The organism is Halorientalis brevis (genome assembly GCF_023077655.1).
Genome location: NZ_JALLGV010000007.1, coordinates 322,551 through 346,792, shown reverse-complemented (window position 1 = coordinate 346,792; position 24,242 = coordinate 322,551). Strand labels below are relative to the sequence as shown.

Below are 24,242 nucleotides of genomic sequence, written 5' to 3'. Positions count from 1 at the left end.
ATGGACGGATACGGGGGATAATGGCAGCGACCGACGAGGTCGACAACATCGAACACCCGCTCCTGACCGACGGGCTGCTGGAGGAACGCCAGTACCAGCTCCAACTGGCCGACGCCGCGCTCGCCGACCACACGCTCGTCTGTCTCCCGACGGGGCTGGGGAAAACGTCCGTCAGCCTGCTGGTGACCGCCCATCGCCTCCACGAACGCGGCGGGAAAGCGCTCTTTCTCGCGCCGACGAAACCGCTCGTCAACCAGCACGCCGACTTCTACCGGGAAGCCCTCCAGATCCCCGACGACGAGATCGTCGTCTTCACCGGCGAGGTCCGTCCGGACGACCGCGCCGAACTGTGGGACGACGCGAGAATCGTCATCGCGACGCCCCAGGTCGTCGAGAACGACCTCGTCGGCAATCGGGTCTCGCTGGCCGACGTGACGCACTGCACCTTCGACGAGTGTCACCGCGCCAGCGGCGACTACGCGTACAACTACATCGCCGAGCGCTATCACGCCGACGCCGAGGACCCGCTCGTCACCGCGATGAGCGCCTCACCGGGCGGCGACGAGGAAGCCATCCTGCAGGTGTGCGAGAACCTCGGTGTTCGTGAGGTCGAGGTGATGACCGAGCGCGACGCCGACGTGGCCGAACACACCCACGACACCGACGTGGAGTGGAAGCGCGTCGAACTCCCCGAGGAAGTGCTGGAGATCCGGGATTCCCTCAACGACGTCATCAAAGACCGCCTGACCAAACTCAAGGAACTGGGAGTGACGAACAAGACGAGTCCCGACCTCTCGGAAAAGGAGCTGGTCAGGATTCAGGGCAAGTTGCGGGAGTTGATGGACAACGACCAGTCGGAGGGGTACAAGGGGATGAGCCTCCACGCCGAGATCCGGAAGTTAAACACCGCAGTGAACTACGTCGAGACCCAGAGCGTCGAGTCCCTGCGGCGCTACTTCGAGCGGCTGAAAAACGCCGCCCGGAGTTCGGGCGCCTCGAAGGCAGACCAGCGACTGGTGTCGGACCCGAAAGTCCGCGAGTCGATGCGCCGGGCCGAAGACTACGACGACCTGCACCCGAAGTTCCGCCAGACGCGCATCCTCCTGGCGGAGACGCTGGGGCTCAACGACGGCGAGCGAGTCATCGTCTTCACGGAGTCCCGCGACACGGCAGAGACCCTGACGGAGTTTCTGGGCCAGCACTTCGAGACGCACAAGTTCGTCGGCCAGAGCGACACCGAGGGCAGCGACGGGATGACGCAAACACAGCAGCAGGAGACCCTCGACGACTTCCGGGCCGGGGAGTTCGAGGTGCTGGTCTCGACGTCCGTCGCCGAAGAGGGACTGGACGTGCCCGAAGTCGATCTGGTCCTGTTCTACGAACCAGTGCCCACGGCGATTCGGTCCATCCAGCGGAAAGGGCGGACCGGCCGCCAGACCCAAGGCCAGGTCGTCGTGTTGCTCGCCGAGGACACCCGCGACGAGGCGTACTTCTGGAAGTCCCGCAACGACGAGAAACGGATGAAACGCGAGCTGCGCGACCTCAAATCCGTCGCAGGCGAAATCGAGGCGGAACTCGTCGAACAGCCCGGCGTCGACGAGTACGGGGACGACGGAGCCGCAGCCGGGGGAGATCCCGAGGAGGACGAATCCGGCGAAACCGATCCGGGCGAGACAGCCGCCCCCGACCCCGCTAGTGAAGGTGTTGCACATGAAACGAAGGGGCAAACGGCCACGAACGGTGGCGAGTCCGCAACCAAGCCGGACGCGGGACAGTCCGGACTGACTGCGTTCGCTGCCGACGAAGCCACCGCCGCCGACAGCGCGGGACAGACGGGCGACGGGTCTGCTGCTGCAGACGAAACCGGGGGGTCGACCGGAGATGGGTCGGGGGGTGGAGACGAAACGGGGGGCGAAAGCAGTGACAGGTCCGACGGTGGAGACGAAACGGAGGGGGTCGTCGCCGAGGCCGAACCCCAGGCGGAGGGCGTCGAGATCGTGGCCGACCAGCGCGAACTCGATTCGACCATCGCCCGCGACCTCTCGACGCGCGAGGGCGTCGAGACGCGGCTGGAGACGCTGGAAGTGGGCGACTACGTCCTCTCGGACCGGGTCGTCGTCGAACGCAAGACGGTCGGGGACTTCCTGGACACGCTCACCGGTGGAGATCGCTCGATGTTCGAGCAGGTCGGCGACGCCAGTCGTCACTACACGCGTCCGGTGGTCATCATCGAGGGCGGCGACCTCTACGGCGAGCGCAACGTTCACCCGAACGCCGTCCGGGGCGCGCTCTCGGCGCTCGTGATCGACTTCGGCGTGAGCGTCCTCAGAACCGCCGACGAGGACGAGACCGCCGACATGCTGGAGGTCATCGCCACCCGCGAACAGGAGACCGCCGACCGCGAGGTGAGCGTCCACGGGGAGAAACAGTCGAAGACGCTGGCCGAACAGCAGGAGTACGTCGTCGCCTCGATCGGCGACGTGGGGCCGGTCACCGCACGATCGCTGCTCGACCACTTCGGCAGCGTCGAAGCGGTCATGACCGCCGACGAGGAGGACCTGCTGGACGTCGACGGCGTCGGCCAGGTGACGGCCGACCGCATCCGCGACGTGGTCGGCAGCGACTACGACGGGTGACAGCAGAGTTCGACTGGAAACGGAGGGGTTATTTGTCCGCTCGTTTGACCGCCGCGAGCGCGTCGGCCGCCTCCTCAGTTGCGGCCAGGTACGCGCGGGCGCGTTCGAGGTCCTCACTCGCCTCGGCCTGCTGTGCGAGGCGGGTTACCGTGCGAGTGAGCGACGCACGAGCGTTCGCCAGTGACTCGCCGTCGACGTCGGAAACGCGTTCCTGTTGCTGGGGTTGAACGTCCGTTGCAGGTGGAGTCGTCGTGTCCGGAACTCCCGTTGTCCCGTCGCGTGCACGCGCAGTATCGGGCAACTCGTTCTCCGACGGAACCGGCGGCTGCGAGGGAGACGGGGAGGTCGGTTCAGGGGTCGCGTCGGCGTCGACCGAATCTGTCGCGTCGGCCGGTTCGTCCGGTTCGACACCCCCCACCCCCTCCGTTTCAGGTCCACTGGCCGAGACGTCCTGGGGGGTGGTCTGTGACTGCTCGCCCTCGTCTTCGCCGACGACTTCCTGGCAGGTCGGACAGAACTGCTGGCCCTCGTGGCGGAAGATCGGATCGCCGCAAGTGCCACAGTGGCTGTTGGTCATCGTCGCGCCCTTGAGGAGGAGGTCGCTCATGCGCTCGGTCGACTCTCGGTTCTGCTTGTCGCGCTCGTACTTCTCGCGCAATTTCTCGCGTTCGGCTTCCTTGTCGAACTCGCTCATATACGTAGGGAGTCGGTTCGGGTGGAAAAGGCTTTGCGAGAGCGAGTGACGCCCGACGCTGCCAGCGGGCGGTCGCAAAAACCACTGGACATGACAGGTGTGACGGGGTATCGAAAGAAGTTAATCCCTCGGGAGCGCCAGTTCCAGGCGATATGACGAAAGTTAGCATAGTCGGTGCGGCGGGCACCGTCGGTGCGGCAGCGGGCTACAACATCGCGCTGCGGGACATCGCCGACGAACTCGTCTACGTCGACATCCCGGAGCAGGAAGACGTCACGGTCGGCCAGGCGGCCGACACGAACCACGGCGTCGCGTACGACGCGAACACCACGATCCGCCAGGGCGGCTACGAGGACACCGCCGGCTCCGACGTGGTCGTCATCACGGCGGGCATCCCGCGCCAGCCGGGCCAGACGCGTATCGACCTCGCGGGCGACAACGCCCCGATCATGGACGACATCATCTCCCAGCTCGAAGAGCACTCGGATGATTTCGTCTCGATCACCACCTCGAACCCGGTGGACCTGCTGAACCGCCACCAGTACGAGGTCGGCGACCGCGACCGTCACAAAGTCATCGGCTTCGGTGGCCGCCTCGACTCCGCGCGGTTCCGCTACGTCCTCTCCGAGCGCCTCGACGAGCCGGTCCAGAACGTCGAAGCCACCATCCTCGGCGAGCACGGTGACGCACAGGTCCCCGTGTTCTCGAAGGTTCGCGTCAACGGCCAGGATCTCGAGTTCTCCGAGGACGAGCAGGAAGAGATCCTCGAAGACCTCCAGGAGAGCGCCATGAACGTCATCGAGCGCAAGGGCGCGACCGAGTGGGGTCCGGCGACGGGCGTCGCCCACATGGTCGAGGCCGTCATCCGCGACACGGGGGAAGTGCTGCCCGCCTCCCTCAAGCTCGACGGCGAGTACGGCTACGACGACGTCGGTCTCGGCGTCCCAGTCAAGCTCGGGGCCGACGGCGTCGAGGAAGTCGTCGACTGGGACCTCTCCGAGAAAGAGGAGGACCTGCTCGACGAGGCTGCCGACAAGCTCTCCGAGCAGTACGACAAGATCTCCTGATCGGCAGTCGTCGCTGCAGGCGAACACACGATTTCTTTCGACGGCGATCCCCCCAGCGACAGCTGTTTACCGGTCAGTGGAAGGCGGGTCCTGGCGGTCGCAGGCGAACTCGTCGGGCAGGTCCGCCCCGACGAGGGCCGCCCACTCGCAGAGGCGTGCGGTTCGTCGGCGCATGAGTTACAGGTGGGAGAATCCTTGGCATCGAATATAACGATTGTGCCGGGCAGTCCGTCAGGTAACGGAGCGGACAGGCAGTACAGCACTCACGATCGGCGGGAAAGAATTACTCGTGCCAGGTTTCGGGCACCTGGATGGTGTAACGACCGTCTTCCTGCAGGGCGATGATGTACTCTTCGCGGTCGTAGAGTTCCATCAGGTTGAGTTCGTACGTGCCCGGGCTGAGGATCTTGATGCTCTCGAACTGATCGTTGAGCTCCTCGCGGAGTTGGGCGAGGTCGGGCCGGTCTTCGGCGAGTTCGTCGGCCTGCTGTTCCCCAGCGGGTTCGGCGTCGGAGGCGGATGGTGATACCGTCGGTGCGTCCGACTGGACGGCGTCCGTGTCGTCGGTCGGGCCCCAGCCGCTGCTCGGGATCTCGTCGGGGCTGACGACCTCACTGCGGGCGTTCGCCTGTGCCGTGTCCTCGGTCGTCGGGGCGGCGTCAGACGAGTCAGTTGTGCGTGCACCCGTCGAGGCGTCGTCCAGTGACGTCGCGTCTGGCTCCGGAGATCCGGCGTCGGAGCCGCCGACCAGGTTCCGAACGGTCGCCGCAGCGTTCCCGACGGTGCGAGCGACCGAACTGTCCGGGCCGGGTGGCTCCGGTGGCTCGGCCGTCGTGTCGGGTTCCTCGGGGACGTCGTCGTCCGACGGGTGGAACTGGAACTTGTTGCCACCGCAGTCGGGACAGCCCGAGAGCATCTCCTTCGACCCGTCCTCGAACGACAGGCCGCAGTTCGTACACTGGTGGGGCATTATTTCCGGGATACCAAGGCGCTGATGAGCGTCTCGTCTTTGTGCAGCGTCTCGATCTGGTTCGCCGGGCCGATGACGGTGAGTTTCTTCGTATCGGTGTCTTTGCCCATCAGGCGGTTGAACAACCCGCCATCAGAGGAATCGGACTTGGGGTAGGTCTCGATCTCGATGCCGTTGAACTCGTCGGGACTGATCTCGGTCATCGTGACTTCGATCAGTTTCGACTCTTCGTCGGGCGAGAGTCCCTCTTCTAAGATGACGATGTTGCCGTCGTGGACGCCATCGAGGATCATCCGGATCTTCTCCATGGAGGCCATGCCCTCCATCCGTTCGCCGCTGATGAGGTCGATCTGAACGCCGTCGTCTGCTTTTTTGACTTCTGCCATCGATATCACCCGAAGTAGTCCGCAATCTTGTCGTAGACCTCGTCCATGTTGTCACCCTCGAGCGCGGAGAGCGGGATGGTCTCGTGTTGCGGGAACGCGTTCTCGATCCGGCGCACGTTCGACTCGGGCAGGTCCGTCTTGTTCGCGAGGATCAAGACGGGCAGATCCTGGCTCTCGATGATGCCGACCAGCATCGTGTTGACCTGCGTGAACGGGTCCTCCGTCGAGTCGAGCACGTACAGGACGCCGTCGACGTCCTCTCGCAGCCAGTGCATCGCTTCGGCGACGCCTTCGGTGGCCTCGCGCGAGCGCCTGACCGCGTCGTCTTTCTCCATGTCGTGTTCGAGAAACTCCGTGTAATCGACCTTGGTCGTCACACCGGGGGTGTCGACGACGTCGATGGTGACGGATTTGCCGTTGCGCTCGATCTCGACGTTCTCTTTCCTGCGTGCGCGACGAGTCTCGTGGGGAATGTGACTCTCCGGACCGACGGCGTCGCCAGTCCAGTCGCGCGCGATTCGGTTCGCCAACGTCGTCTTCCCGGCGTTCGGTGGCCCGTAAATGCCGATCCGCTTCGGGTCCTCCTCGGAGAACAACGACGTTATCGCTCTCGAAATGCTGTCTCGGATGTCCGTGATCAGTCCCATCCTGGTGCCTCCCGCTCCCTCGAATCGACTCGAGAGAGCCTCTGAGGAAACTTGCCTATCGGATTCACTTAAGTGTACGTCAGACATACATAAATATTCCGATATGTAAACGGAAAACCGCGAGAGGGAGAGCGGACGCGAAACGACGGGGAGGACAGGTCCTGCGGCCAGCTGACGTCCCAGACGCGACTGTGCGTGGATGTCTCCCGTTCGAAATTCTCACTTCGACGAGATACCTGTACGAGGAGGGGAGCGGTTCGACTCGAACCGATCTTCCCGCTGTATCAAGACACCCTCGAGTAACAGCCTCTAGCAGTGATCGAAGAACTCCGGGAAGGGCGTTCGAATTGAAAGAAGGGGTCCTTTACCAGAGAGCATCATAGCAGAGGTCAACAGATCAACCGATGGGAACGGGACGAGTACCGTGGAGCAAGGCCGGATCGACTGGCGGGGACTAGCCCCCCACCCCCTTGTTTCAACTGGAACGGTGAGAAGAGGGAGGGGAGGGGGGTCCCGCAAGAGTGTCCCGCAACTTCGAAACCTCTAGCTAGAGTTGTTCACACTGCTGTTCTAGGCCTTTCCCTAGCAAACTCCCTAACTCTAGTCTGTTTTTGTCTAGTACGGATTTGGTTTTGCTGGGTATAACTTAAGCTTTTCTTCTATCTAGAGACTTCTTTGCTGGAGGGGGTCCCCCCACCCCCCTTTGAACCCAACTCCACCCGAAACGAAGGGGTGGGGGGGTTCTGTGGGAGAGAATCTCTCTCGATGCAATTCGGTCGTCTGCACTGCACGGTGCCGACGCTTCATGTCGACCCCCTCGGATGGCGACACTCTAACCGGGTCGAGCTGGCTGACTGCTCGACTCTCTATTCTCTCAAATAGGTATCATATATGATCGACCGAGTAGTCAGTCGCTGCTCGGGTCGGTGGTTCTCATCTCGCGTCAGCACACCGCAGGCGCTGGACGGGAACCGCTGCTCTCCGACCCGTAGTCCGACTGCATAGCGGAGACTCTCGATCGGATCGTGTGGACGCAACTGGTTCCGTATGCTGTCCTCTCAGAGAGGACTGCTGCGTTCCAATGGTCGCAGCAAGGTCCGATTGTCCCCCCGTTCATCCTTAACTATCGAAATGTTTAATACGAAGTCAACCACGGGTTCTTGTGGTTCAACTGGACGTCCCGAAATTCGCGAATCAGCGTAATGATCGCATCTCTACCCTGTTTCGCGGTGTTTCCTGGGGCGCGAGGTATCTCTCTCCACCTGAAACGGAGGGGTCGCACATATGACAGACGGCGGGAACGAATCAGATGACTCCGGCGTGAACACGGGCGGTTCAGACCGGCCTGACGGTCGGGCTTCGGTCGACGACCTCGCGGACGAGGTCGACGATGATGCCCCCTCGATAAGCGTCGGCCCAGACGAGACGACCGGTGACGGGCCGTCACTCGGTGGCGAGGACGACGGCCCGTCACTCGACGACGTGGTCTTAGAAGAGACGCCCAGTGGTGAGGACGCGGACGAGGCCTCACGGGGCCTGTTCGACGATCTCCTGAGTGGCGCCCCGATCTTCGAGAACAAGGAGGTGTTGCGTCCCTCCTACACGCCACACAAGCTTCCCCATCGCGAAGAACAGATCAACAACATGGCGACGATCCTCGTGACCGCGCTGCGCGGGGACACGCCGTCGAACATCCTCATCTACGGGAAGACCGGCACTGGCAAGACCGCGAGCGCGAAGTTCGTCAGCGAGGAACTGGAGACGACCTCCCAGAAGTACGAGGTTCCCTGTGAGGTCGAGTACATCAACTGCGAGGTGACCGACACCCAGTATCGCGTCCTCGCCCAACTCGCCAACAAGTTCATCGAGAAGAACCGTGGCGTCATCGACGACCGCCTCGACGAATTGGAGGACCTGCGCGAGCGCGCACGCGAAGACGACACAGTGCTCGGGGAGTCAGACCTCGACGTCGAGACCGTGGCGGACCTCGACGCGAAGATCGAACAGCTCCGCGACGACCGCGACGAGTTCGAGGAGGTGCCGATGACCGGGTGGCCGACCGACCGCGTGTACAACACCTTTTTCGACGCCGTCGACTACCACGAACGCGTGGTCGTCATCATGCTCGACGAGATCGACAAACTCGTCGAGAAGAGCGGCGACGACACACTCTACAACCTCTCGCGGATGAACTCCGAACTGGAGAAATCCCGGGTGTCGATCATGGGGATCAGCAACGACCTGAAGTTCACCGACTTCCTCGATCCTCGCGTCAAGTCGAGCCTCGGCGAGGAGGAGATCGTCTTCCCGCCGTACGACGCCAACCAGCTCCGGGACATCCTCCAGCACCGCTCGGAGGTCGCCTTCGAGAACGACGCGCTCTCGGACGACGTCATCCCGCTGTGTGCCGCCTTCGCCGCACAGGAACACGGTGACGCCCGGCGTGCGCTCGACTTGCTCCGGACGGCGGGCGAACTCGCAGAGCGCGGCCAGACCGAACGCGTCGAGGAAGACCACGTCCGGCGCGCCCAGGAGAAGATCGAACTCGACCGCGTGGTCGAGGTCGTGCGGACGCTCCCCACGCAGTCGAAACTCGTCCTCTTTTCGATCATCCTCCTGGAGAAAAACGGCGTCCACAACATCAACACCGGCGAGGTGTACAACATCTACAAGCGGCTCTGCGAGGAGATCGACGCCGACACGCTCACGCAGCGTCGGGTCACCGACCTCATCTCCGAACTGGACATGCTCGGGATCGTCAACGCCGTCGTCGTGAGCAAAGGCCGCTACGGCCGGACCAAGGAGATCAGCCTCTCGGTTCCTATCGAGGAGACGGAAGCGGTCCTTCTCAGCGACTCGCGTCTCGGGGACATCGAGGACATCCAGCCGTTCGTGCAGGCGCGCTTCGACAACTGAGAGAAACTTTTTGCGGCGTTTAGCTGACCGCGATCTCGGCTGCTTCGACGCTCGGAACCGGTGAGACGGAGCCGACGCCCAGGCGGAGCCGTCCGATGATCGGCATCCGGAACTCGGCGGTGCCGATCACCCACTCGGGCTTGACGATGCCGGAGACGCCGGACGACCCGAGCTGGTCGTACGTCGGGTTGTTGTCTCCGAGTGTGACGAACCCGGAGTGATTCGCCGGACAGTACTCGAGCGCCTCACAGCTGCGCTTGTCTTCCGGGAGGAACTTGTTCTGGGCCTTCGTCTGGTACCAGTTTTCGCTCTCGTTGACCCAGAAGACGGCGCGGTGGATCACCGGCGTCGCCTCCGTGTCGCCGTCAGGTGCGTAGATGATCACGTCTCCGGGGAGGTTGAACTTCGCGTAGCCGGACTTCTGTGCCCGGTAGACGGGGACGACCCCCGTGTCCCGGACCGATCGCGGTCCCGGGAACCGGTGTTCTTCCATGACGAAGACCAGATCACCGGTGTCGATGTTGGGCTCCATGCTGGGACTCTCGATTGCGACCATCGGCGGCCAGACGCCACTGATCGCAAACAGCAGGAGTCCGATGCCGAGAACGGCGAAGATACTCCCGAGGAAATCGTCGAGAAAGGAACCCCCCCGTGTGTCACCCGGGGACGACGACGATTCGGACCGCGGCCCCCTCCGCTCCTCACTACGATCACTCATCGAAACAGGATTATCTCGGCCACTGCTTCAACTTTGTGTGTCACCGCACTGGTGTCTCCTGGCACACATTCGTACTACACTCTGTGCCCAGGTCCCGCCCGGTACGTTCCGGTCGATGTCCACCACCCTCGATTCGCTATCCTTTTTGTTTGGTCGACTCCACTGACTTTCCGTGCCACTGGAGACGCCGGCTCGCATCGTCACAGCCCTCGCCAAGCGCGGGTACAACGCCGAACGCGAAGCCGTGACGCTGCTCGCCAACGCCGGCGATCCGGAACGCGCGCTCGACCGCGCACTCGAAACCGCCCCCGACGACGCGATCAAACTCACCGTCGATCACGTTCGAACGGCCCTGGCCAGCGCCACTGACGGTCCTGGTGGTGGGACGACCGACGGAAGTGCCGCTGCCACTGCGTCGCCAGGCGAACCCCCTGCGACGACCGCACCTGCGCCCGACGACCCCTCCGGTTCGACTGGAACCGAATCCCACACGTCCAGTGAACCAAACGCTCCCCGTGGAGAGACTCCAGTCGAAACAGGGGGGTCACCGGGACAGGGTGACGCACCCGAAACTGGCCGGACGATCGACACGTCCCAGCACGTCGTCGAGGTGGCGGGGGACATGACCGGACAGTCGACCGGGACGGGGGAGTACAGCGACTTCGTCGCGGTGTTTCGCGACCGCTACGAGAAACTCGCCGGGCAGTTGCGCGGGCGGATCAATCACCGCCCGACGGACGCGCTCCAGGCCATGGCGGGCGGGAGCGAGGCCGCGATCGTCGGGATGGTGTCTGACATTCGTTCGACCGCCAGCGGGCACTGGTTGATCGAACTGGAGGACACGAACGGAACGTACCCCTGTCTCGTGATGAAAGACAGGGACATCGCGGACCTCGTCGACGAGTTGCTGTTCGACGAGGTGATCGCCGTCGAGGGGACGCTCTCGGACGACAACGCTGACGGCGACGGCATTCTGTTCGTGGACAACCTCTACTTCCCCGAGATCCCGCGCACCTACCAGCCGTCGACGGCCGACCGCGAGGTCAGTGCAGCGCTCATCAGCGACGTCCACGTCGGCAGTCAGGAGTTCATGGCCGACGCCTGGCACCGCTTTACCGACTGGCTCCACACGGAGGACGCCGAACACGTCGAGTACCTCCTCATCGCCGGCGACATGGTCGAGGGCGTCGGCATCTACCCCGACCAGGACGAGGAACTCTCGATCATCGACATCTACGACCAGTACGAGGCGTTCAGCGAACACCTCAAGGAAGTCCCCGGCGACATGGAGATCCGGATGATCCCGGGCAACCACGACGCCGTCCGCCTCGCGGAACCCCAGCCGGGCTTCGACGAGGAACTCCGCGAGATCATGTCGGCCCACGACTGCTCGATCCACTCGAACCCGTCGACGATCACCGTCGAGGGCGTCTCCTTCCTGCTGTACCACGGCGTCTCGCTGGACGAAGTGATCGCCGAACTCCCCGAGGACAAGGCCAGCTACGACGAGCCCCACAAGGCGATGTACCAGCTCCTGAAGAAACGCCACGTCGCCCCGCAGTTCGGCGGCCACACCCGCCTCGCACCCGAAGAGAAGGACTACCTGGTCATCGACGAGGTGCCGGACGTGTTCCATTCGGGCCACGTCCACAAGTTCGGCTACGGGAAGTACCACAACGTGCTGACGATCAACTCCGGGTGCTGGCAGGCCCAGACGGACTTCCAGAAGAGCGTGAACATCGACCCGGACTGCGCGATGGCGCCGATCGTCGATCTGGACACGCTGAACCTGACGATCCGAAAGTTCGCGTGAGCCTCTTCCCGTCGTTACTGCTCTTCACTACCGCGTAGTCATCGTACGTATTTCGACAGGAACCCAACTCCGACGCCGGTCGTGAAGACAATCGCGGCGACCGCGGAGAATAGAAGCCAGAAAAACACTAATCCGTACCAGAAAGGACCACCAGTTACTGCTACTGCCGCGTACCCGGCAAGTTGCAAACTGCCCAGCGACAATCCGACGAATGCGACCACCCACCGGAGATACCCGGCAGCGATCCCGATGGCTGCGGTTCGCCGTGGTTGCTCGCTGGCGCTCGTGCCGACGTGAGCGCCTGCCATCCCGAACCCGAACGCGATTGCCGTCACCGACAGTGGCGGCACCCAGGTGTCGATCCCCGAGGTAAAGACGAACAGCAGCTGGTCGTCGTGCCAGACGAAGATCGGGTCTTCGATCATAAGCAGGATGTCGAGCGGGAGGAGGACCGTGACGACGGCGGACACGATGAGGACCTGCCATGGTGCGACTCGCCGGCTGAGGGCGAGCGCGCCGTCACGGACTCGGGACACGAACAGTTCGGGTGGAACGGGTTAGCTATCGAGTCGGTACTTCACGGTCGGGGTGCCGTCGAACAGCGGCCCCGACCCAACCTGGTCGAAGCCAGCGTCGTCGGCGGCGGTTTTGATGTCGTCGTTCGGTTCGGGCACGAGCAGTTCGACGGCCATGTCCTCGCGCTCGGCGAACCGGACGGGCTCTTCGAGGAGCCGGTCGCAGGTGTCCGGCGACCCTTCGAGCTGGGTGACGTGGACCGTTCGCTCGCGGGCGTCGTAGCTGACGAAGCCGACGATGCTGTCGTCGTCGACCGCGACCCTGACCGTCCGGTCGTGGACGAGGTTCGTCATGACGTCGGTGGGCGCGCCGGTGAGTTCCGCCAGACGGTCGGCGTCTGCCTCGACGGCGTCGCGGACGTCCATGCACTCGTGTTTCCCCTCACTGGCCAAAACGTTTATCCACAAATCGATGTCGGGCACTCCCCGGCTTCTGTCGCCCGTGCTGTGAGACTGCTAACCGGTCCGACATCCTGCAAATGAAAGCAGTTATCCCCGCCGCTAGACAAGCCAGCGAACATGAGCCACAACCACACACACCTGGAGGTGGGCGGATGCGCGTAGTCGCGAAGTTCGGCGGAACCAGTCTCGGGAACGGCGACCGGGTCAACCGTGCCGCCGACTCGATCACGGCCGCCGTCGAGAACGGCCACGAGGTCGCGGTCGTCGCCAGCGCCATGGGGTCGACCACGGACTTCCTGCTCGACGAGATCCAGTACGAGGCCGACGAGGCCGACCGCGCCGAGATCGTCAGCATGGGCGAGCGGACCTCCGTCCGCATGCTCAAGGGCGCGCTCTCCGCACGCGGGGTCAACGCCGTCTTCCTCGAACCGGGCAGCGAAGACTGGCCGGTCATCACGAACGAACACGGTGAGGTCGACGTCGAGGAGACCACCCGCCGCGCGAAGGTGCTCGCAGAGCAGATGCACAACGACGACGTCGTGCCCGTCATCACCGGCTTCCTCGCGCAGGACCACGCCGGGAACGTCACGACGCTGGGCCGCGGTGGCTCCGACACCTCGGCCGTCATGCTCGGGAAGTACATGAACGCCGACGAGGTCGTCATCGTCACCGACGTCGAAGGCGTCATGACCGGTGACCCGCGCGTCGTCGAAGGCGCGCGCAACGTCGGCGAGATCACCGTCGACGAACTCCGCAACCTCTCGTTCCGCGGTGCCGAAGTGGTCGCACCGAGCGCGCTCACCTACAAGGATTCGGAGATGGGCGTCCGCGTCGTCCACTATCAGCACGGCGACATCATGACCGGCGGGACGAACATCGAGGGCGAGTTCGAGAACCTCATCGACCTCCAGGAGGACAAACTGGCCTGCCTGACCATCGCCGGCCGGGCCATCCGGAACCGCCCGGGCATCCTCTCGGAACTCTCGACCGCGCTCGCAGACGAGGACATCAACATCGACGCGGTCTCCTCGGGGATGGACTCGATCACGTTCTATCTGAACGAAGACTACGCCGAAGAGGCCGAGACGCTGCTCCACGACGCGGTCGTCGACTCCGAGACCCTCTCGTCGATCACCGTCGCGGACCCGTTCGCGGTCATCCGGGTCACCGGCGGCGAACTCCAGACCGAGCCGGGCATCGTCCACCGCATCGTCGAACCGCTCGCCGAGGACCACATCAACGTCCAGGACGTCATCACCTCGGCGACCTCGGTCGCAGTGTTCGTCGACTGGGAGAACGGTGAGGACGCGCTCCGACTCATCCAGGGCGTCTTCGACAACTAACCGCGTCGGCGTCCGATCGCCGACGTTGCCGCACACATCGGTGCTTTTCTGCACACGTCTGGCCGCCGAGGACTAAGTCACTGGCTGCCCTGGCGGCGGATATGCGATCGTACGTCACGAAGATGGCCGGCGTCACGACTCTCCCGCCACGCGAGGAACGGGAGGCTGCCCTCGCAGAGGCCGGGTACAACGTCTTCAACCTCGACTCCGAGAACGTGTTCGTCGACCTCCTGACCGACAGCGGCACCGGAACGATGAGCGACGCCCAGTGGGCCGCCATGCTGGAAGGCGACGAGGCCTACGCCGGGAGCGACAGTTTCGACCGCCTGCAAGCGGCCGTCCAGGACGTTATGGGGTTCGAGCAGGTCGTTCCCACACACCAGGGCCGCGGTGCCGAGAACGTCCTCTACGGCACGCTCGTCTCCGAGGGCGACCACGTCCTCAACAACACGCACTTCGACACGACCCGCGCCCACGTCGCCGCGAACGGCGGCGTCGCCGTGGACTGTCCCGTCGATAGCGCCGAATCCGCAGACGAGGGCAATTCCTTCGACGGCAACTTCTCCGTCGAGCGTGCCCGCGAGCACGTCGACGACGTGGGTGCCGACGCCGTCCCGGTCGTCGTGCTCACGATCACGAACAACTCGAACGCGGGCCAGCCGGTGAGCGTCGAGAACACCCGCGCAGTCAGGGAGTTCGCAGACGAGATCGACGCGACGTTCGTGATCGACGCCTGTCGGTTCGCCGAGAACGCGTACTTCGTGCGGGAACGCGAGGGACGAAGTCCCTCGGATGGTGCGAGCGACGAAGCCCCGAGCCGGGAGCCGGGGTACGAGGACGCGTCGATCCAGGCGATCGCGCGCGAGCAACTCGGACTCGCGGACGCGGTCGTCATGAGCGGGAAGAAAGACGGCATCGCGAACATCGGCGGGTTCGCGGCGATGCGCGATCCGGACCTCTTCGAGCACTGCAAACAGCGCGCGATCCTCTACGAGGGCTTTCCAACCTACGGCGGGATGGCGGGCCGGGACCTGGCGGCGCTGGCCGTCGGGCTGCGGGAAGCCGTCGAACTGCCCTACCTCGAACACCGCATCGGCCAGGTCCGGGAACTCGCCGGTCTGCTTCGGGACGCGGAAATCCCGATCGTCGAACCCGTGGGCGGCCACGCGGTGTACGTCGACGCCGGCGCGTTCTTCCCGGCTATTCCGTCGACTGAGTTCCCGGGGCAGGCGCTCGTCTGTGAACTGTATCGGGAGGGCGGCGTCCGAGCGGTGGAACTCGGGAGCTTCGCGTTCCCGGACACGGACCGCCCGGAGTACGTCCGGCTAGCGCTGCCGCGGCGCACGTATCACCGCGAACACATCGAACACGTCGCCGAAACCGTCGAAGCCGTCTTCGAGCGTCGCGACGAGGTCTCGGGCTACGAGATCGTCGACGAGCCGCCGATCGAGGAACTGCGCCACTTCTCGGCGCGCCTGGAACCGGTCGCGGAGTGACGATTAGTCAGCGCCCTCTGTGCAGCCGCTTCCCGATCTTCGCGGGGAGGCCGGCATCCGCGACGGCCTCCTCGACGGCTGCGATGTCGTACTCGACGCGGTGTTCCTCGACCGTCATCGCGTCGAGGTCTACGATCGCGTAGGCGGCGCGGGGGTCGCCGTCGCGGGGCTGGCCGACGCTGCCGGGGTTCATCACGATCCCCTCGTCGAAGGCCTCGTGGGCCTGAACGTGCGTGTGGCCCATCACGAGGACGTCCTCGTCGTCGAGCAGGTCAGCTTTGAACAGCGAGGGATAGGTGTAGCGATCGGGGTCGTCGGGATGACCGTGGACGATCTTGACGCGGCCCTCGAACTCGGTCCGTTCGGTCGGGAGGGCGTACAGCCAGTCGACCTGTTCTTCGGAGAGCTGGTCGCGGCTGTACTCGGCACCGGCGGCGGCCATGCTGTTGAACGAGAACGAGGCGCCGGTGGCGACCGCCCGGTCGTGGTTGCCCATCACCGTCGGCGCGTCGAGGTCCCGAACGAGGTCGAGACACTCGGCCGGCCAGGGGCCGTACCCGACGACGTCGCCCGCGCAGACGTACCCGTCCACGGCCGGCATGTCGTCGAGGACGGCCTCGAACGCCACCCTGTTGCTGTGGATGTCCGAGACGACGCCCAGTTGCATGGTCGAGTCCTCGTAGCCGAGGCGGAAAAGTCCCCCGCGGAACTGGTGGCCGACTTACTCGCCGTTCTCGACGGCCGTCTCGAAGCCGTCGTCGGTTTTCGCGACGCCGGCGGCACAGACGGCGTGCTCGAACTCCAGGTCGTACAGCTCGGTGGCGATGCCCGCGGCGTCCTCGTTGACGAGGCCGTGGGCTTCCGGGGTGTCTTTCTCGTAGGTCGCGACGAGCGTCGGTTCGTCGACGGCTTCGACGAGCAGCGCGTCGCGGCGGACGATGCCGATGTAACTCTCCTCGTCGCCGACCACGCCCGCGATGCGCGGCGTGTCGTAGTCGTCTTTCTCGTAGTCGAGCGCGAGCAGGGACTCCGCCAGCGCGTCCCGCGCGGGGTAGCCCAGCTCGAGTTTCTCGGTGATGGGATCGACCTGCGTCCCGTTGCCGATGACCGCCGCGTCGTCGGTCTGGCGCAGACAGTTGTAGGAGATGTAGGGGTTGTCCGTCTCCTCGGCGTCGTCCGTCGGGACGACCGTGAGCGTGCCGCCCTCGCGTTCGATGACCTGGCGGTTCGGGAACGACCGCGAGGAGACGCGGTATGCTGCGCGATCCGGTGCGACCACGATGAAGCGTCCGACGTACATACGACTCTCTCGCCGCCTCTGGGGAAAGTAGGTGTCGATTGACGCCATCTCGCCAACTCGTCGCTGGCTGGGCGACCGCCGGTGATTCCGGTGTCGAACAGCCGCTGTGGAGGCTTCCCCGCGTTCCTGCTTCCGACTGCCGTGAGTGGACCGTGTCACGTCCTGCCGCTGACAGCACGACTTCAGGCTTCGAAACTCTGCACCCGGCTCCTTTACGCCGACGGTGATAGGTCGGCGTGAGACCAATGCGATCGACGCCCTCCATTTCACGTCGACGGTTCGTCAGCCTGGCCGCCGCGGCGAGTTGCGGTGTCCTCGCCGGGTGCGCCGGGAGCGACAGCGAACAAACCGAGACGACTGGCACGACCACCGGGACTCCCGGTCCAGAGGAAACGGCAGACTCGACGCGGACGACCACGGCCGACGGGTCGTCAGCGCTTCTCGGAGCCATCGAGCGCGAAGCCGTCCCGTTCGAGCTGACCGACGACTCGGAGAACCTGGACGCCGTCGCCGAGACGCTGGCGGAGACGCCCATCGTCGGCATCGGCGAGAACTCACACGGCGTCCGGGAGTTCAAGGCGATCCCCGGCCAGCTCGTTCGCCGGCTCGTCGGCGACCACGGCTACCGGCTGCTCGCCATCGAGGGAACGCTCGGCGACTTCGCGTCCGTCAACGCCTACGTCACGCGCGGCGAGGGCGACCTCGAAACGGCGATGTCGTCGCTGCAGTTCTACTTCTGGCAGAGCGACCGGATCGAGCAGCTGTTCGAGTGGCTCCGGGGGTTCAACGAGGGTCGCTCCGAATCGGACAAGGTGGTGGTCCGCGGGTACGACGCCCAGCACTTCGACCGCAACGCCGCTGCGATCAGGTCGTACCTGGAGCGCGTCGACCCGGACTACCTGGGGACGATCGACGACGCACTGAAACCGCTCACGAAGCCCCTCTACCAGGGATCACACGGCGACCTGCTGACCGACGCCCGGGCGTCGCTCGTCGAGGACCTCCGAAAGCGGTTGCAGGCTCGGAAACGGGCGTACGTCGAACAGACTTCGGAGTCCGAGTGGCAACTCGTCGAGCGGCACGTCGAGACGCTGGAGACGGGACTGCAGTTCCAGGCGGCGCTCGCCGACCAAAACTACCTCCGGGGAAAGGAGGTCCGCGACGAGATGATGGCGGAGAACGTCGCGTGGCTTCGCGACTGGACTGGCTCGGAGCGCGCCGTCGTGATGGGCAACTCGAACCACACGATGCGGGGCTACAGCAACCCCGATCAGCAGGGGGCGCGGATGGGCCAGTACCTGACCGAGCGGTTCGGCGACGACTACTACTCGCTGGGGATGCTGTTCGGGACGGGTTCGTTCACGGCACCGAAGAACCACGATCGGACTAAATTCGGAACGTACGAACTCGGTGGGCCAGTCGAGGGAACGCTCGCGGCGACGCTCGCGGACGCTTCCTCGCCGCGGCTGTTCCTGGACGTCGCGTCGGCGCGTGAGCGATCCGCTATCGCGTCGTGGCTCGACGGCACCTCGAAGATACAGTTTTCCGTCCCGCGCGCAGCGCAGAAGGGCGCCGTTCCGCTGCCGGCCGCTCCAGGGACGGTGTACGACGGCGTCGTCTTCGTGCGCGAGGTGTCGCCGGCGTCATTCGCGCTCGCCGAGTAGCCGGCGGGACAGCCGTGGCTCACGCGCTCGAAAGTGGAATACCGCGGTGACAGGCGGACGGATCAGTGATAATCCCCATGTCGTCGCGTCGTCTGCTCGGGCTGGCCTGTCACCGCACTGGCACAGTGACCACGATGTCGTGTGCTGGCACGGACACAGCGACTGCGCCATCCTTCGTTTCGAGTCGAGATGTTTTCAGTCTGACGGTGCCACGAACATCTGACGGCCGGGGCGGGAACAGGTACATACCGCATTGGCTGCTAGGGCTAGCTGTGCCAGCAGGTTACGATCCCTCCGAGGTTCCACTGTACGAGAACCGAACGACCGTCGAAGAGCAGTACGAGGCGGCCGAAGCGGACGAACTCCCCTTCTTCGCGATCGAGCAGTACGAGGAAGGGTTCGCCATCACGTACGACCTGCTTCCGGCCGACTCTGAACTCGCCGAGCCGGCGGTGTCGGAACTGGACGAACGGGTCACCCGCGAAGTCGAGTCGATCGTCGGCGACGAGAGTCGGCCCACGACGGAAGTGAGTCGGAGCATCGGCAAGTCACTCGGACAGCTCTCCTTTTTCACCAGCGAGGAGTCCGCGCGCGAGGTCGCCGCCCGAATCTCGACGTTCGTGCTGGACGAGGCCAACTGGGTCGCCGCGTCGCCGCCGGACGCGGGGTCGCAGCCCGGTTTCAACCGAAACGACTGACTCGCGCGGCCGGCCGGTGCCGGCGACGTGCCCTCGCTGGTGGCGTCTCGATGCTCGACACGGCCCCGAACACTTAGTGTCTGGTACCCGAGAGGCAGCATACGATGGGGTCTCGCCGGCGACTCGTCGCGTTCGTCGCGGTCCTGGCGCTGCTTTCGCTGCCGTCGGTCGGCGGGAGCGTGGCCGCACCGACAGCCGCGGCGACAGCGACTCCGACGGATGCAGCGGCGACGCCGGCGGACCCACCACCCGAACGGTGGAATCGCACGTACGGACCGACTGCCGGGACCATCAATCAGGTAGAGGTCACCCGGAACGGAACCGCGTTCGCCGTCGGCTCGATCACCACGGCGGACGGGTCCCAACTCGACGGCTGGGTGCTGACCGCCTCGATCAACGGCACCGAGCGCTGGAACCGGAGCTACGGCGGGGAGACGGACGACGTGCTCACTGACGTGACTCCGACGGACGACGGCGGTGCCCTGCTCGTCGGCGCGACCGTCGACCGGGGAACGGACCAGGAGGACGGCTGGGTGCTGAAGATCGATCGTCACGGTGACGTCGAGTGGCGAATCGCGACCGGGGGTCCCGGCGACGACCGCTTCGCCGACGTGCAGCGGACGAGTGACGGGTTCCTCGTCGTCGGGACGTACTCCGACGGTGGCAACACCGACGGGTGGCTGGTCAAGCTGCAGTCGGACGGCCAACTCGACTGGACGCGACGCTACGACGTCAGGGTCAGCGACGCGCTGACCGCGATCGAGCCGCGACAGGCCGGCGGCTACGTGCTCGCCGGACAGACGTCGTCGATCGCCTACCCGCGACCCGACGGACTGGTGTTGCTGGTCGGAAACGACGGCGAGCGCGAGCGCAAGCTGTTCTTTGGTGGCCGATCCGGCGACCGCTTCCTGGCCGCGGAGGGAACCGCCGACGGCGGGGTTATCCTCGCCGGGGCGAGTCGGTCGTTCGGTGAGGGTGAGCGGGGCTGGGCGCTCCGGATGGACGCCGACGGAACGACGCGCTGGAGTCGGGCGTACACCGGGGGCCTGTTCAACGACGTGGAGCCGACTGCGGACGGGGGATACCTGCTCGCCGGCACGAGCCGGGAAGCGTCCGGATTGACCGACGCCGTGGCGGTGAACGTCTGGGCCGACGGCACGCGGGCGTGGAACCGGAGCTACGGCGGACAGAGCTACGACTCGTTCGCAGGGGTCGCGGCTGCGCCCGACGGCGGTTACGTGTTCGCCGGGGAGAGTGGGAGCCCTCGTGGCTGGCCGGGAACCGGCTGGTTACTCAAACTCGGCGGTCGCACGTCGTCTGCGCTGCCACAGCCCCCGCTGGTCACGCCGGACTCAGCGTCGACGCTCGGCGAGCAGCCGACGACCGCGACGCCGGGTGCAGGATCGGCCGCGAACACGTCGGGCGACGACGAGATGTCGCTGCTGTCGATCTTCATCGTCGTCGCGATCGTCTCGATCTTCCTCGCGGGATTCCTGTTTCTGCTGTGGGACCTCGTGGACGATCCGCTCGAAGCGCTGGACAGGCGCACGCCGCTGGTCGACCTGACCGTCGTGTTCAACCGCTTCGACATCGGCGGCGACTCGGGACCGGACTCGACCGGTGCGGGCCGGAACTTCGACGGCTTCGGTGAGACTGGCGGCGACGCCGACGGGTTCGGCGGTCCGGGCGGGGCCGGTCCCGACGCAGGGGGCGGCACTGGCGACTTCGGTGGTGCTGGAGCCGCCGGGGCTGCGGCCGGCGGTCCCGCAGGCGGTGCCGGCGGCGCGACGGGGGGACCGACCGACGAACCGATCGACGTCGGTGGCGGCGAGACAACCGCAAACGCGGCAGCCGCCGGGGGCGGTGCCCAGTCCGAGACCGCTACCGCGACCGGGACCGACGCCGACTGGGACGACGACTCGGCCACCGACGACCCGATGGACGCGGCCGCTGACTGGGACGCTGCCGGCGAGGACGCGGCGGCCGACGCGACCGATCTGGTCGTGGCCGACGACGAGGAGGCCGAGGCGTCGGTCCCGACGACGAGAGCGCCGGTGCCGGGCACGTTCACCCTCCGCAACGCCGCGGAGCGAGCGCTGATCTGTCGATTCCGCTGCCACACGATCGACGAAGTCGTCTTCGACTACTGGGTCGAGATTCCGCCGGGCGCGAGGCGGCAGGCGCACGCGACGCCCACCGACGACCCGTTCACGATCCTCATCAACGTCGAGGACGACCGGATCTCGTCCCTGGTGTTCGTGAACAAGGACCGCGGCGGGACGAGCGTCACGGCCACGGTGAGCGAGGACGCGATCGACATCTCGCCGACGGACGACCTCGACGACGCGCCGTTCGACGGGTCCCAGGACGCCGTCACCGCCGAGAGCGAGACCGAAGAGTCAGCGCCGGACGTGGATGCCCAGGCCGACGAGCCGATGACGGACGCGGACGCGGTATTCGACGACGTTGGGTCCGAACCCGGCGAGCTCGACGAGCCGGTGGCCGACGACGGGCCGTTCGGTGGGGCGCCAGACGATGACACCGGCGACGACGGGTGGTCGCCCGACGACGCGATCGCCGGGCCGGCGGACATCGACGACGATCTGCTCGCGGACGTGGACACAACCGACCTGGAGGACTCCGGCGACGAGTCGGTGGTCGACGAGACGCTGGACGACGGTGACGACGCCGTCCGCGACGAGGACCAGGCGGACGCGGCCGCCGACCTGGCGGACCTCGACGACGCACTGGTCGACGCCGACGACGACTGGACGCCGGACATCGACGTCGCCGAACCGGACGCGGGAGACGACGAGGCTCCCGAGTTCGAGCCGGACGAATCGGCGGACACTCCCGACTTCGAGACCGACGAGGGCGATGCCGCTGTGGACGCAGACGCGGCTGGCGCCGAACCCGACGAGGGCGATCCCTCGATGTCGGACGCTCCCGACGAGCGGACGGCCAGCGGTCCTGACAACGAGGCCGAGGTTGGTCGGGACCTCCCGGACGACGGCTGGGACGAAGCTATCGACGAGTCAGCGGCGGACTCGACCGGTGATCCGTGGACGGACGGCATTCAGACCTCGCAAGCGGGCGACATCGACGTCTCGTCGGTCGCCGACGACGGGGCCGTCGAGCCGGACGCGTTCGACGAGGAGCCAGCCGACGAACCCGACGAGCCGGCAGACGACCACGCCGAACGGGACGACGGTGGGTCGTGGGCGGACGTCGACGACGCCTCGACCGGCGGCGACAGCAGTGCCGAGGTGGCCGACGACGGCGACGGCGAGACGAAGGACGTGGTGGAGTCGTGGGCCGAGACGGTCGAGGACGAATCCTCGGATGAGGCGTCCTGGGTGGACGACGTCGACGTCGACCCGCCGCAGTCGGACGACCGCAGCTTCGCGTGGGCGGACGAACTCGACGCTGCACAGTCCACGGAGTCGGACGAAGCGACCGAGTCGGCAGGCGACGACGCCGACACGGACTCCGAGCAGTCCCAGTTCGGCGGCATCGACACCTCGTGGGCCGACGAGACCGACGAGTCGGGCGATACTGACGGCGAGTTCTCCGACGTCGAGGACGGAACGGACGACCTCGACGACGACTGGATGGGCGATGCAACCGAGGACGGAACGGACGACCTCGACGACGACTGGATGGGCGATGCAACCGAGGACGGAACGGACGACCTCGACGAGATGTGGGACGCGGACCCGGACGGCGAGGCGATCGACGCCGACGACTGGTCCGACGCGGACGAGGAGGACGACGATTCCGACTCCGACCAGTGAGTTCGGCCGTGGCTAGTGGAGCGTGCCCTCGCGGACCTTGTCGTCGTAGGCGAACAGGGCGTATCCCACTTCGGCCGCCGTGTAGTCGGTGTCGGCGGCGATCGCTCTGATCGGCTCGATCATCGTCACGTAGTCCGCGGCGTCGAAGCTCTCCTTGCGGCCGTCGAGGTAGTCCAGCCGGTCCAGCGAGGCCCACACGCGCGTGTCGACCACTGCGTGACGCTCCGGATCGAGAGCGGCCAGCACGCACGAGGCGGTGGGCGCCTTGAACCCGCTGAGGCCGGTGATGAGCTGAATCTTCGAGAAGTCACCGTCGACCGTGAGGACGTTCGCCGTGACCTCCCGGCAGCGGGCCTCGGGGTTCGACTCGACGTGGTAGGCGCTGCGCGTCGAGGACTCGTAGGCGACGTCGTACAACTGCTCGCGCGTGAGGTACCCCTGTTCACGGTACTGCTCGCCGAACGCGTCCAGCCGTTCGGGGAGCACGCCCTGGGTCTCGCCGTAGTACTCGAGGTTCTCGGCGACGAACTCCTGCATACGCGAGGGCACGGACGGCCGGACAATAGGGGTTGGCAAATGCGCTTTCGGCCATCGCTCGACGACGTCTCGTCGGCCACGAGCGCGGTGAGCGCCACGACCTTGCGACGTGCTTGCACGTGTCAGAGCATTCAAGCGCGTCGAGCGCGAAACGCGCGCATGAGTGGACGCGGAGAGACGCCCGCCGAAGAGGGCGAGCACGACGCAGAGAAAGCGGCGGAATCGATCTCGTTCGGCGAAGTCGTCTACAACGACGACGGGAACGTCCTCGGCGAGATACGGGGGATGGAGGAAGCTGGGTTCTTCGTCACGACTCGCCAGGGAGTCGAAGGGCTGAGCATCGAACACGCTCGGTCCGGCCACGAGTTCGGGGAGGCCGAACTCGTGTGGCGGTGTACGGTCTGTGGCGAGATGGGTGAGATCGACGGCGGACTCCCGGCGACCTGCCCGAACTGTGGCACCGAGAAAGAAGACCTCGGGTACTGGACTGAGGACTAGCCGGCTCCAGTCCCGTTTTGCCACTCGGTCTGCTGCGGCTGGCGCACGACGAGCCGTCAACCGAAGTGTTCAATCCGGTCGACGAGTG

The 24,242-nt window shown here is 65.6% G+C and carries 20 protein-coding genes; 10 read left to right on the top strand and 10 right to left on the bottom strand.

Annotation, left to right across the window (positions count from 1 at the left end; translation table 11 throughout):
* Positions 1 to 20 precede the first annotated feature (20 nt).
* Positions 21 to 2,636, top strand: a complete 2,616-nt coding sequence (locus tag MU553_RS17230; protein WP_247379777.1) for a DEAD/DEAH box helicase — start codon at positions 21 to 23, stop codon at positions 2,634 to 2,636.
* A gap of 28 nt (positions 2,637 to 2,664) precedes the next feature.
* Here the strand turns inward: MU553_RS17230 and MU553_RS17225 are convergent, their stop codons facing one another.
* Entirely contained in the window at positions 2,665 to 3,330 is a 666-nt protein-coding gene (locus MU553_RS17225; protein ID WP_247379775.1) for an Sjogren's syndrome/scleroderma autoantigen 1 family protein, read from the bottom strand.
* A 152-nt stretch (positions 3,331 to 3,482) separates the two neighbouring features.
* Between MU553_RS17225 and mdh the strand changes: the two genes are divergently transcribed.
* Positions 3,483 to 4,397, top strand: a complete 915-nt coding sequence (mdh, locus tag MU553_RS17220) for a malate dehydrogenase (protein WP_247379772.1) — start codon at positions 3,483 to 3,485, stop codon at positions 4,395 to 4,397.
* A gap of 283 nt (positions 4,398 to 4,680) precedes the next feature.
* Here the strand turns inward: mdh and MU553_RS17215 are convergent, their stop codons facing one another.
* Genes MU553_RS17215 through MU553_RS17205 form a run of 3 tightly spaced genes read right to left on the bottom strand, consistent with a single transcriptional unit; the run spans position 4,681 to position 6,400 of the window.
* Positions 4,681 to 5,367 (bottom strand): Zn-ribbon domain-containing protein, encoded by a 687-nt coding sequence (locus tag MU553_RS17215; protein WP_247379770.1) that lies wholly within the window; start codon positions 5,365 to 5,367, stop codon positions 4,681 to 4,683.
* Complete coding sequence (locus tag MU553_RS17210) at positions 5,367 to 5,753, bottom strand: DUF2073 domain-containing protein (protein WP_247379768.1); 387 nt, start codon at positions 5,751 to 5,753, stop codon at positions 5,367 to 5,369. Before MU553_RS17210 ends, MU553_RS17215 begins: the two co-directional genes overlap by 1 nt.
* A 5-nt stretch (positions 5,754 to 5,758) precedes the next feature.
* A complete protein-coding gene (locus MU553_RS17205; RefSeq protein WP_247379766.1) occupies positions 5,759 to 6,400 on the bottom strand; it encodes an Era-like GTP-binding protein in 642 nt (213 codons plus the stop codon).
* A gap of 1,284 nt (positions 6,401 to 7,684) precedes the next feature.
* Here MU553_RS17205 and MU553_RS17200 point away from each other — a divergent pair.
* Complete coding sequence (locus MU553_RS17200; RefSeq protein WP_247379764.1) at positions 7,685 to 9,316, top strand: Cdc6/Cdc18 family protein; 1,632 nt, start codon at positions 7,685 to 7,687, stop codon at positions 9,314 to 9,316.
* Positions 9,317 to 9,335: 19 nt separating this feature from the next.
* Here the strand turns inward: MU553_RS17200 and MU553_RS17195 are convergent, their stop codons facing one another.
* Positions 9,336 to 10,034: a S26 family signal peptidase gene (locus MU553_RS17195; protein WP_247379762.1), complete on the bottom strand. Its 699-nt coding sequence runs from the start codon at positions 10,032 to 10,034 to the stop codon at positions 9,336 to 9,338.
* Positions 10,035 to 10,206: 172 nt separating this feature from the next.
* On the opposite strand from MU553_RS17195, the gene MU553_RS17190 reads away from it, so the two are divergent.
* Positions 10,207 to 11,847, top strand: a complete 1,641-nt coding sequence (locus MU553_RS17190) for a DNA-directed DNA polymerase II small subunit (RefSeq protein WP_247379759.1) — start codon at positions 10,207 to 10,209, stop codon at positions 11,845 to 11,847.
* Positions 11,848 to 11,885: 38 nt separating this feature from the next.
* Here the strand turns inward: MU553_RS17190 and MU553_RS17185 are convergent, their stop codons facing one another.
* Together MU553_RS17185 and MU553_RS17180 are read right to left on the bottom strand one after the other, a co-directional pair.
* Positions 11,886 to 12,383, bottom strand: a complete 498-nt coding sequence (locus MU553_RS17185; RefSeq protein WP_247379757.1) for a hypothetical protein — start codon at positions 12,381 to 12,383, stop codon at positions 11,886 to 11,888.
* A gap of 21 nt (positions 12,384 to 12,404) precedes the next feature.
* Positions 12,405 to 12,788, bottom strand: a complete 384-nt coding sequence (locus MU553_RS17180) for a hypothetical protein (RefSeq protein ID WP_247379755.1) — start codon at positions 12,786 to 12,788, stop codon at positions 12,405 to 12,407.
* Between the two features lie 188 nt (positions 12,789 to 12,976).
* Between MU553_RS17180 and MU553_RS17175 the strand changes: the two genes are divergently transcribed.
* Together MU553_RS17175 and MU553_RS17170 are read left to right on the top strand one after the other, a co-directional pair.
* Complete coding sequence (locus MU553_RS17175; protein ID WP_247379753.1) at positions 12,977 to 14,167, top strand: aspartate kinase; 1,191 nt, start codon at positions 12,977 to 12,979, stop codon at positions 14,165 to 14,167.
* A 101-nt stretch (positions 14,168 to 14,268) separates the two neighbouring features.
* A complete protein-coding gene (locus MU553_RS17170; RefSeq protein ID WP_247379749.1) occupies positions 14,269 to 15,663 on the top strand; it encodes a tryptophanase in 1,395 nt (464 codons plus the stop codon).
* A 7-nt stretch (positions 15,664 to 15,670) separates the two neighbouring features.
* Here MU553_RS17170 and MU553_RS17165 read toward each other — a convergent pair whose 3' ends face one another.
* Both MU553_RS17165 and MU553_RS17160 read right to left on the bottom strand, forming a co-directional pair.
* Positions 15,671 to 16,330 carry a metallophosphoesterase family protein gene (locus MU553_RS17165; RefSeq protein WP_247379747.1) on the bottom strand — a complete coding sequence of 220 codons (660 nt, stop codon included), beginning with the start codon at positions 16,328 to 16,330 and terminating at the stop codon, positions 15,671 to 15,673.
* A 54-nt stretch (positions 16,331 to 16,384) separates the two neighbouring features.
* Positions 16,385 to 16,963 carry an IMP cyclohydrolase gene (locus tag MU553_RS17160; protein ID WP_247379745.1) on the bottom strand — a complete coding sequence of 193 codons (579 nt, stop codon included), beginning with the start codon at positions 16,961 to 16,963 and terminating at the stop codon, positions 16,385 to 16,387.
* A 245-nt stretch (positions 16,964 to 17,208) separates the two neighbouring features.
* On the opposite strand from MU553_RS17160, the gene MU553_RS17155 reads away from it, so the two are divergent.
* The 3 genes from MU553_RS17155 to MU553_RS17145 all read left to right on the top strand — a co-directional run bounded on the left by MU553_RS17155 (position 17,209) and on the right by MU553_RS17145 (position 23,119).
* Positions 17,209 to 18,627, top strand: a complete 1,419-nt coding sequence (locus MU553_RS17155) for an erythromycin esterase family protein (RefSeq protein WP_247379743.1) — start codon at positions 17,209 to 17,211, stop codon at positions 18,625 to 18,627.
* Positions 18,628 to 18,899: 272 nt separating this feature from the next.
* Positions 18,900 to 19,325 (top strand): hypothetical protein, encoded by a 426-nt coding sequence (locus MU553_RS17150; protein ID WP_247379741.1) that lies wholly within the window; start codon positions 18,900 to 18,902, stop codon positions 19,323 to 19,325.
* A gap of 104 nt (positions 19,326 to 19,429) precedes the next feature.
* Positions 19,430 to 23,119, top strand: a complete 3,690-nt coding sequence (locus MU553_RS17145) for a midas domain-containing protein (RefSeq protein WP_247380123.1) — start codon at positions 19,430 to 19,432, stop codon at positions 23,117 to 23,119.
* 12 nt (positions 23,120 to 23,131) lie between these two features.
* Here MU553_RS17145 and MU553_RS17140 read toward each other — a convergent pair whose 3' ends face one another.
* A complete protein-coding gene (locus MU553_RS17140; protein ID WP_247379739.1) occupies positions 23,132 to 23,656 on the bottom strand; it encodes a hypothetical protein in 525 nt (174 codons plus the stop codon).
* Between the two features lie 159 nt (positions 23,657 to 23,815).
* Here MU553_RS17140 and MU553_RS17135 point away from each other — a divergent pair, with 159 nt between their 5' ends.
* Positions 23,816 to 24,154 carry a DUF7130 family rubredoxin-like protein gene (locus MU553_RS17135; RefSeq protein ID WP_247379737.1) on the top strand — a complete coding sequence of 113 codons (339 nt, stop codon included), beginning with the start codon at positions 23,816 to 23,818 and terminating at the stop codon, positions 24,152 to 24,154.
* Positions 24,155 to 24,242 lie beyond the last annotated feature (88 nt).

What these genes read in the sequence shown, in the direction of transcription:
- MU553_RS17230 (WP_247379777.1), top strand. Translation starts at nt 21, where the DNA reads ATGGCAGCGACCGACGAGGTCGACAACATCGAACACCCGCTCCTGACC.
- MU553_RS17225 (WP_247379775.1), bottom strand. Translation starts at nt 3,330, where the DNA reads ATGAGCGAGTTCGACAAGGAAGCCGAACGCGAGAAATTGCGCGAGAAG.
- mdh (WP_247379772.1), top strand. Translation starts at nt 3,483, where the DNA reads ATGACGAAAGTTAGCATAGTCGGTGCGGCGGGCACCGTCGGTGCGGCA.
- MU553_RS17215 (WP_247379770.1), bottom strand. Translation starts at nt 5,367, where the DNA reads ATGCCCCACCAGTGTACGAACTGCGGCCTGTCGTTCGAGGACGGGTCG.
- MU553_RS17210 (WP_247379768.1), bottom strand. Translation starts at nt 5,753, where the DNA reads ATGGCAGAAGTCAAAAAAGCAGACGACGGCGTTCAGATCGACCTCATC.
- MU553_RS17205 (WP_247379766.1), bottom strand. Translation starts at nt 6,400, where the DNA reads ATGGGACTGATCACGGACATCCGAGACAGCATTTCGAGAGCGATAACG.
- MU553_RS17200 (WP_247379764.1), top strand. Translation starts at nt 7,685, where the DNA reads ATGACAGACGGCGGGAACGAATCAGATGACTCCGGCGTGAACACGGGC.
- MU553_RS17195 (WP_247379762.1), bottom strand. Translation starts at nt 10,034, where the DNA reads ATGAGTGATCGTAGTGAGGAGCGGAGGGGGCCGCGGTCCGAATCGTCG.
- MU553_RS17180 (WP_247379755.1), bottom strand. Translation starts at nt 12,788, where the DNA reads ATGGACGTCCGCGACGCCGTCGAGGCAGACGCCGACCGTCTGGCGGAA.
- MU553_RS17175 (WP_247379753.1), top strand. Translation starts at nt 12,977, where the DNA reads ATGCGCGTAGTCGCGAAGTTCGGCGGAACCAGTCTCGGGAACGGCGAC.
- MU553_RS17170 (WP_247379749.1), top strand. Translation starts at nt 14,269, where the DNA reads ATGCGATCGTACGTCACGAAGATGGCCGGCGTCACGACTCTCCCGCCA.
- MU553_RS17165 (WP_247379747.1), bottom strand. Translation starts at nt 16,330, where the DNA reads ATGCAACTGGGCGTCGTCTCGGACATCCACAGCAACAGGGTGGCGTTC.
- MU553_RS17160 (WP_247379745.1), bottom strand. Translation starts at nt 16,963, where the DNA reads ATGTACGTCGGACGCTTCATCGTGGTCGCACCGGATCGCGCAGCATAC.
- MU553_RS17155 (WP_247379743.1), top strand. Translation starts at nt 17,209, where the DNA reads ATGCGATCGACGCCCTCCATTTCACGTCGACGGTTCGTCAGCCTGGCC.
- MU553_RS17145 (WP_247380123.1), top strand. Translation starts at nt 19,430, where the DNA reads ATGGGGTCTCGCCGGCGACTCGTCGCGTTCGTCGCGGTCCTGGCGCTG.
- MU553_RS17140 (WP_247379739.1), bottom strand. Translation starts at nt 23,656, where the DNA reads ATGCAGGAGTTCGTCGCCGAGAACCTCGAGTACTACGGCGAGACCCAG.
- MU553_RS17135 (WP_247379737.1), top strand. Translation starts at nt 23,816, where the DNA reads ATGAGTGGACGCGGAGAGACGCCCGCCGAAGAGGGCGAGCACGACGCA.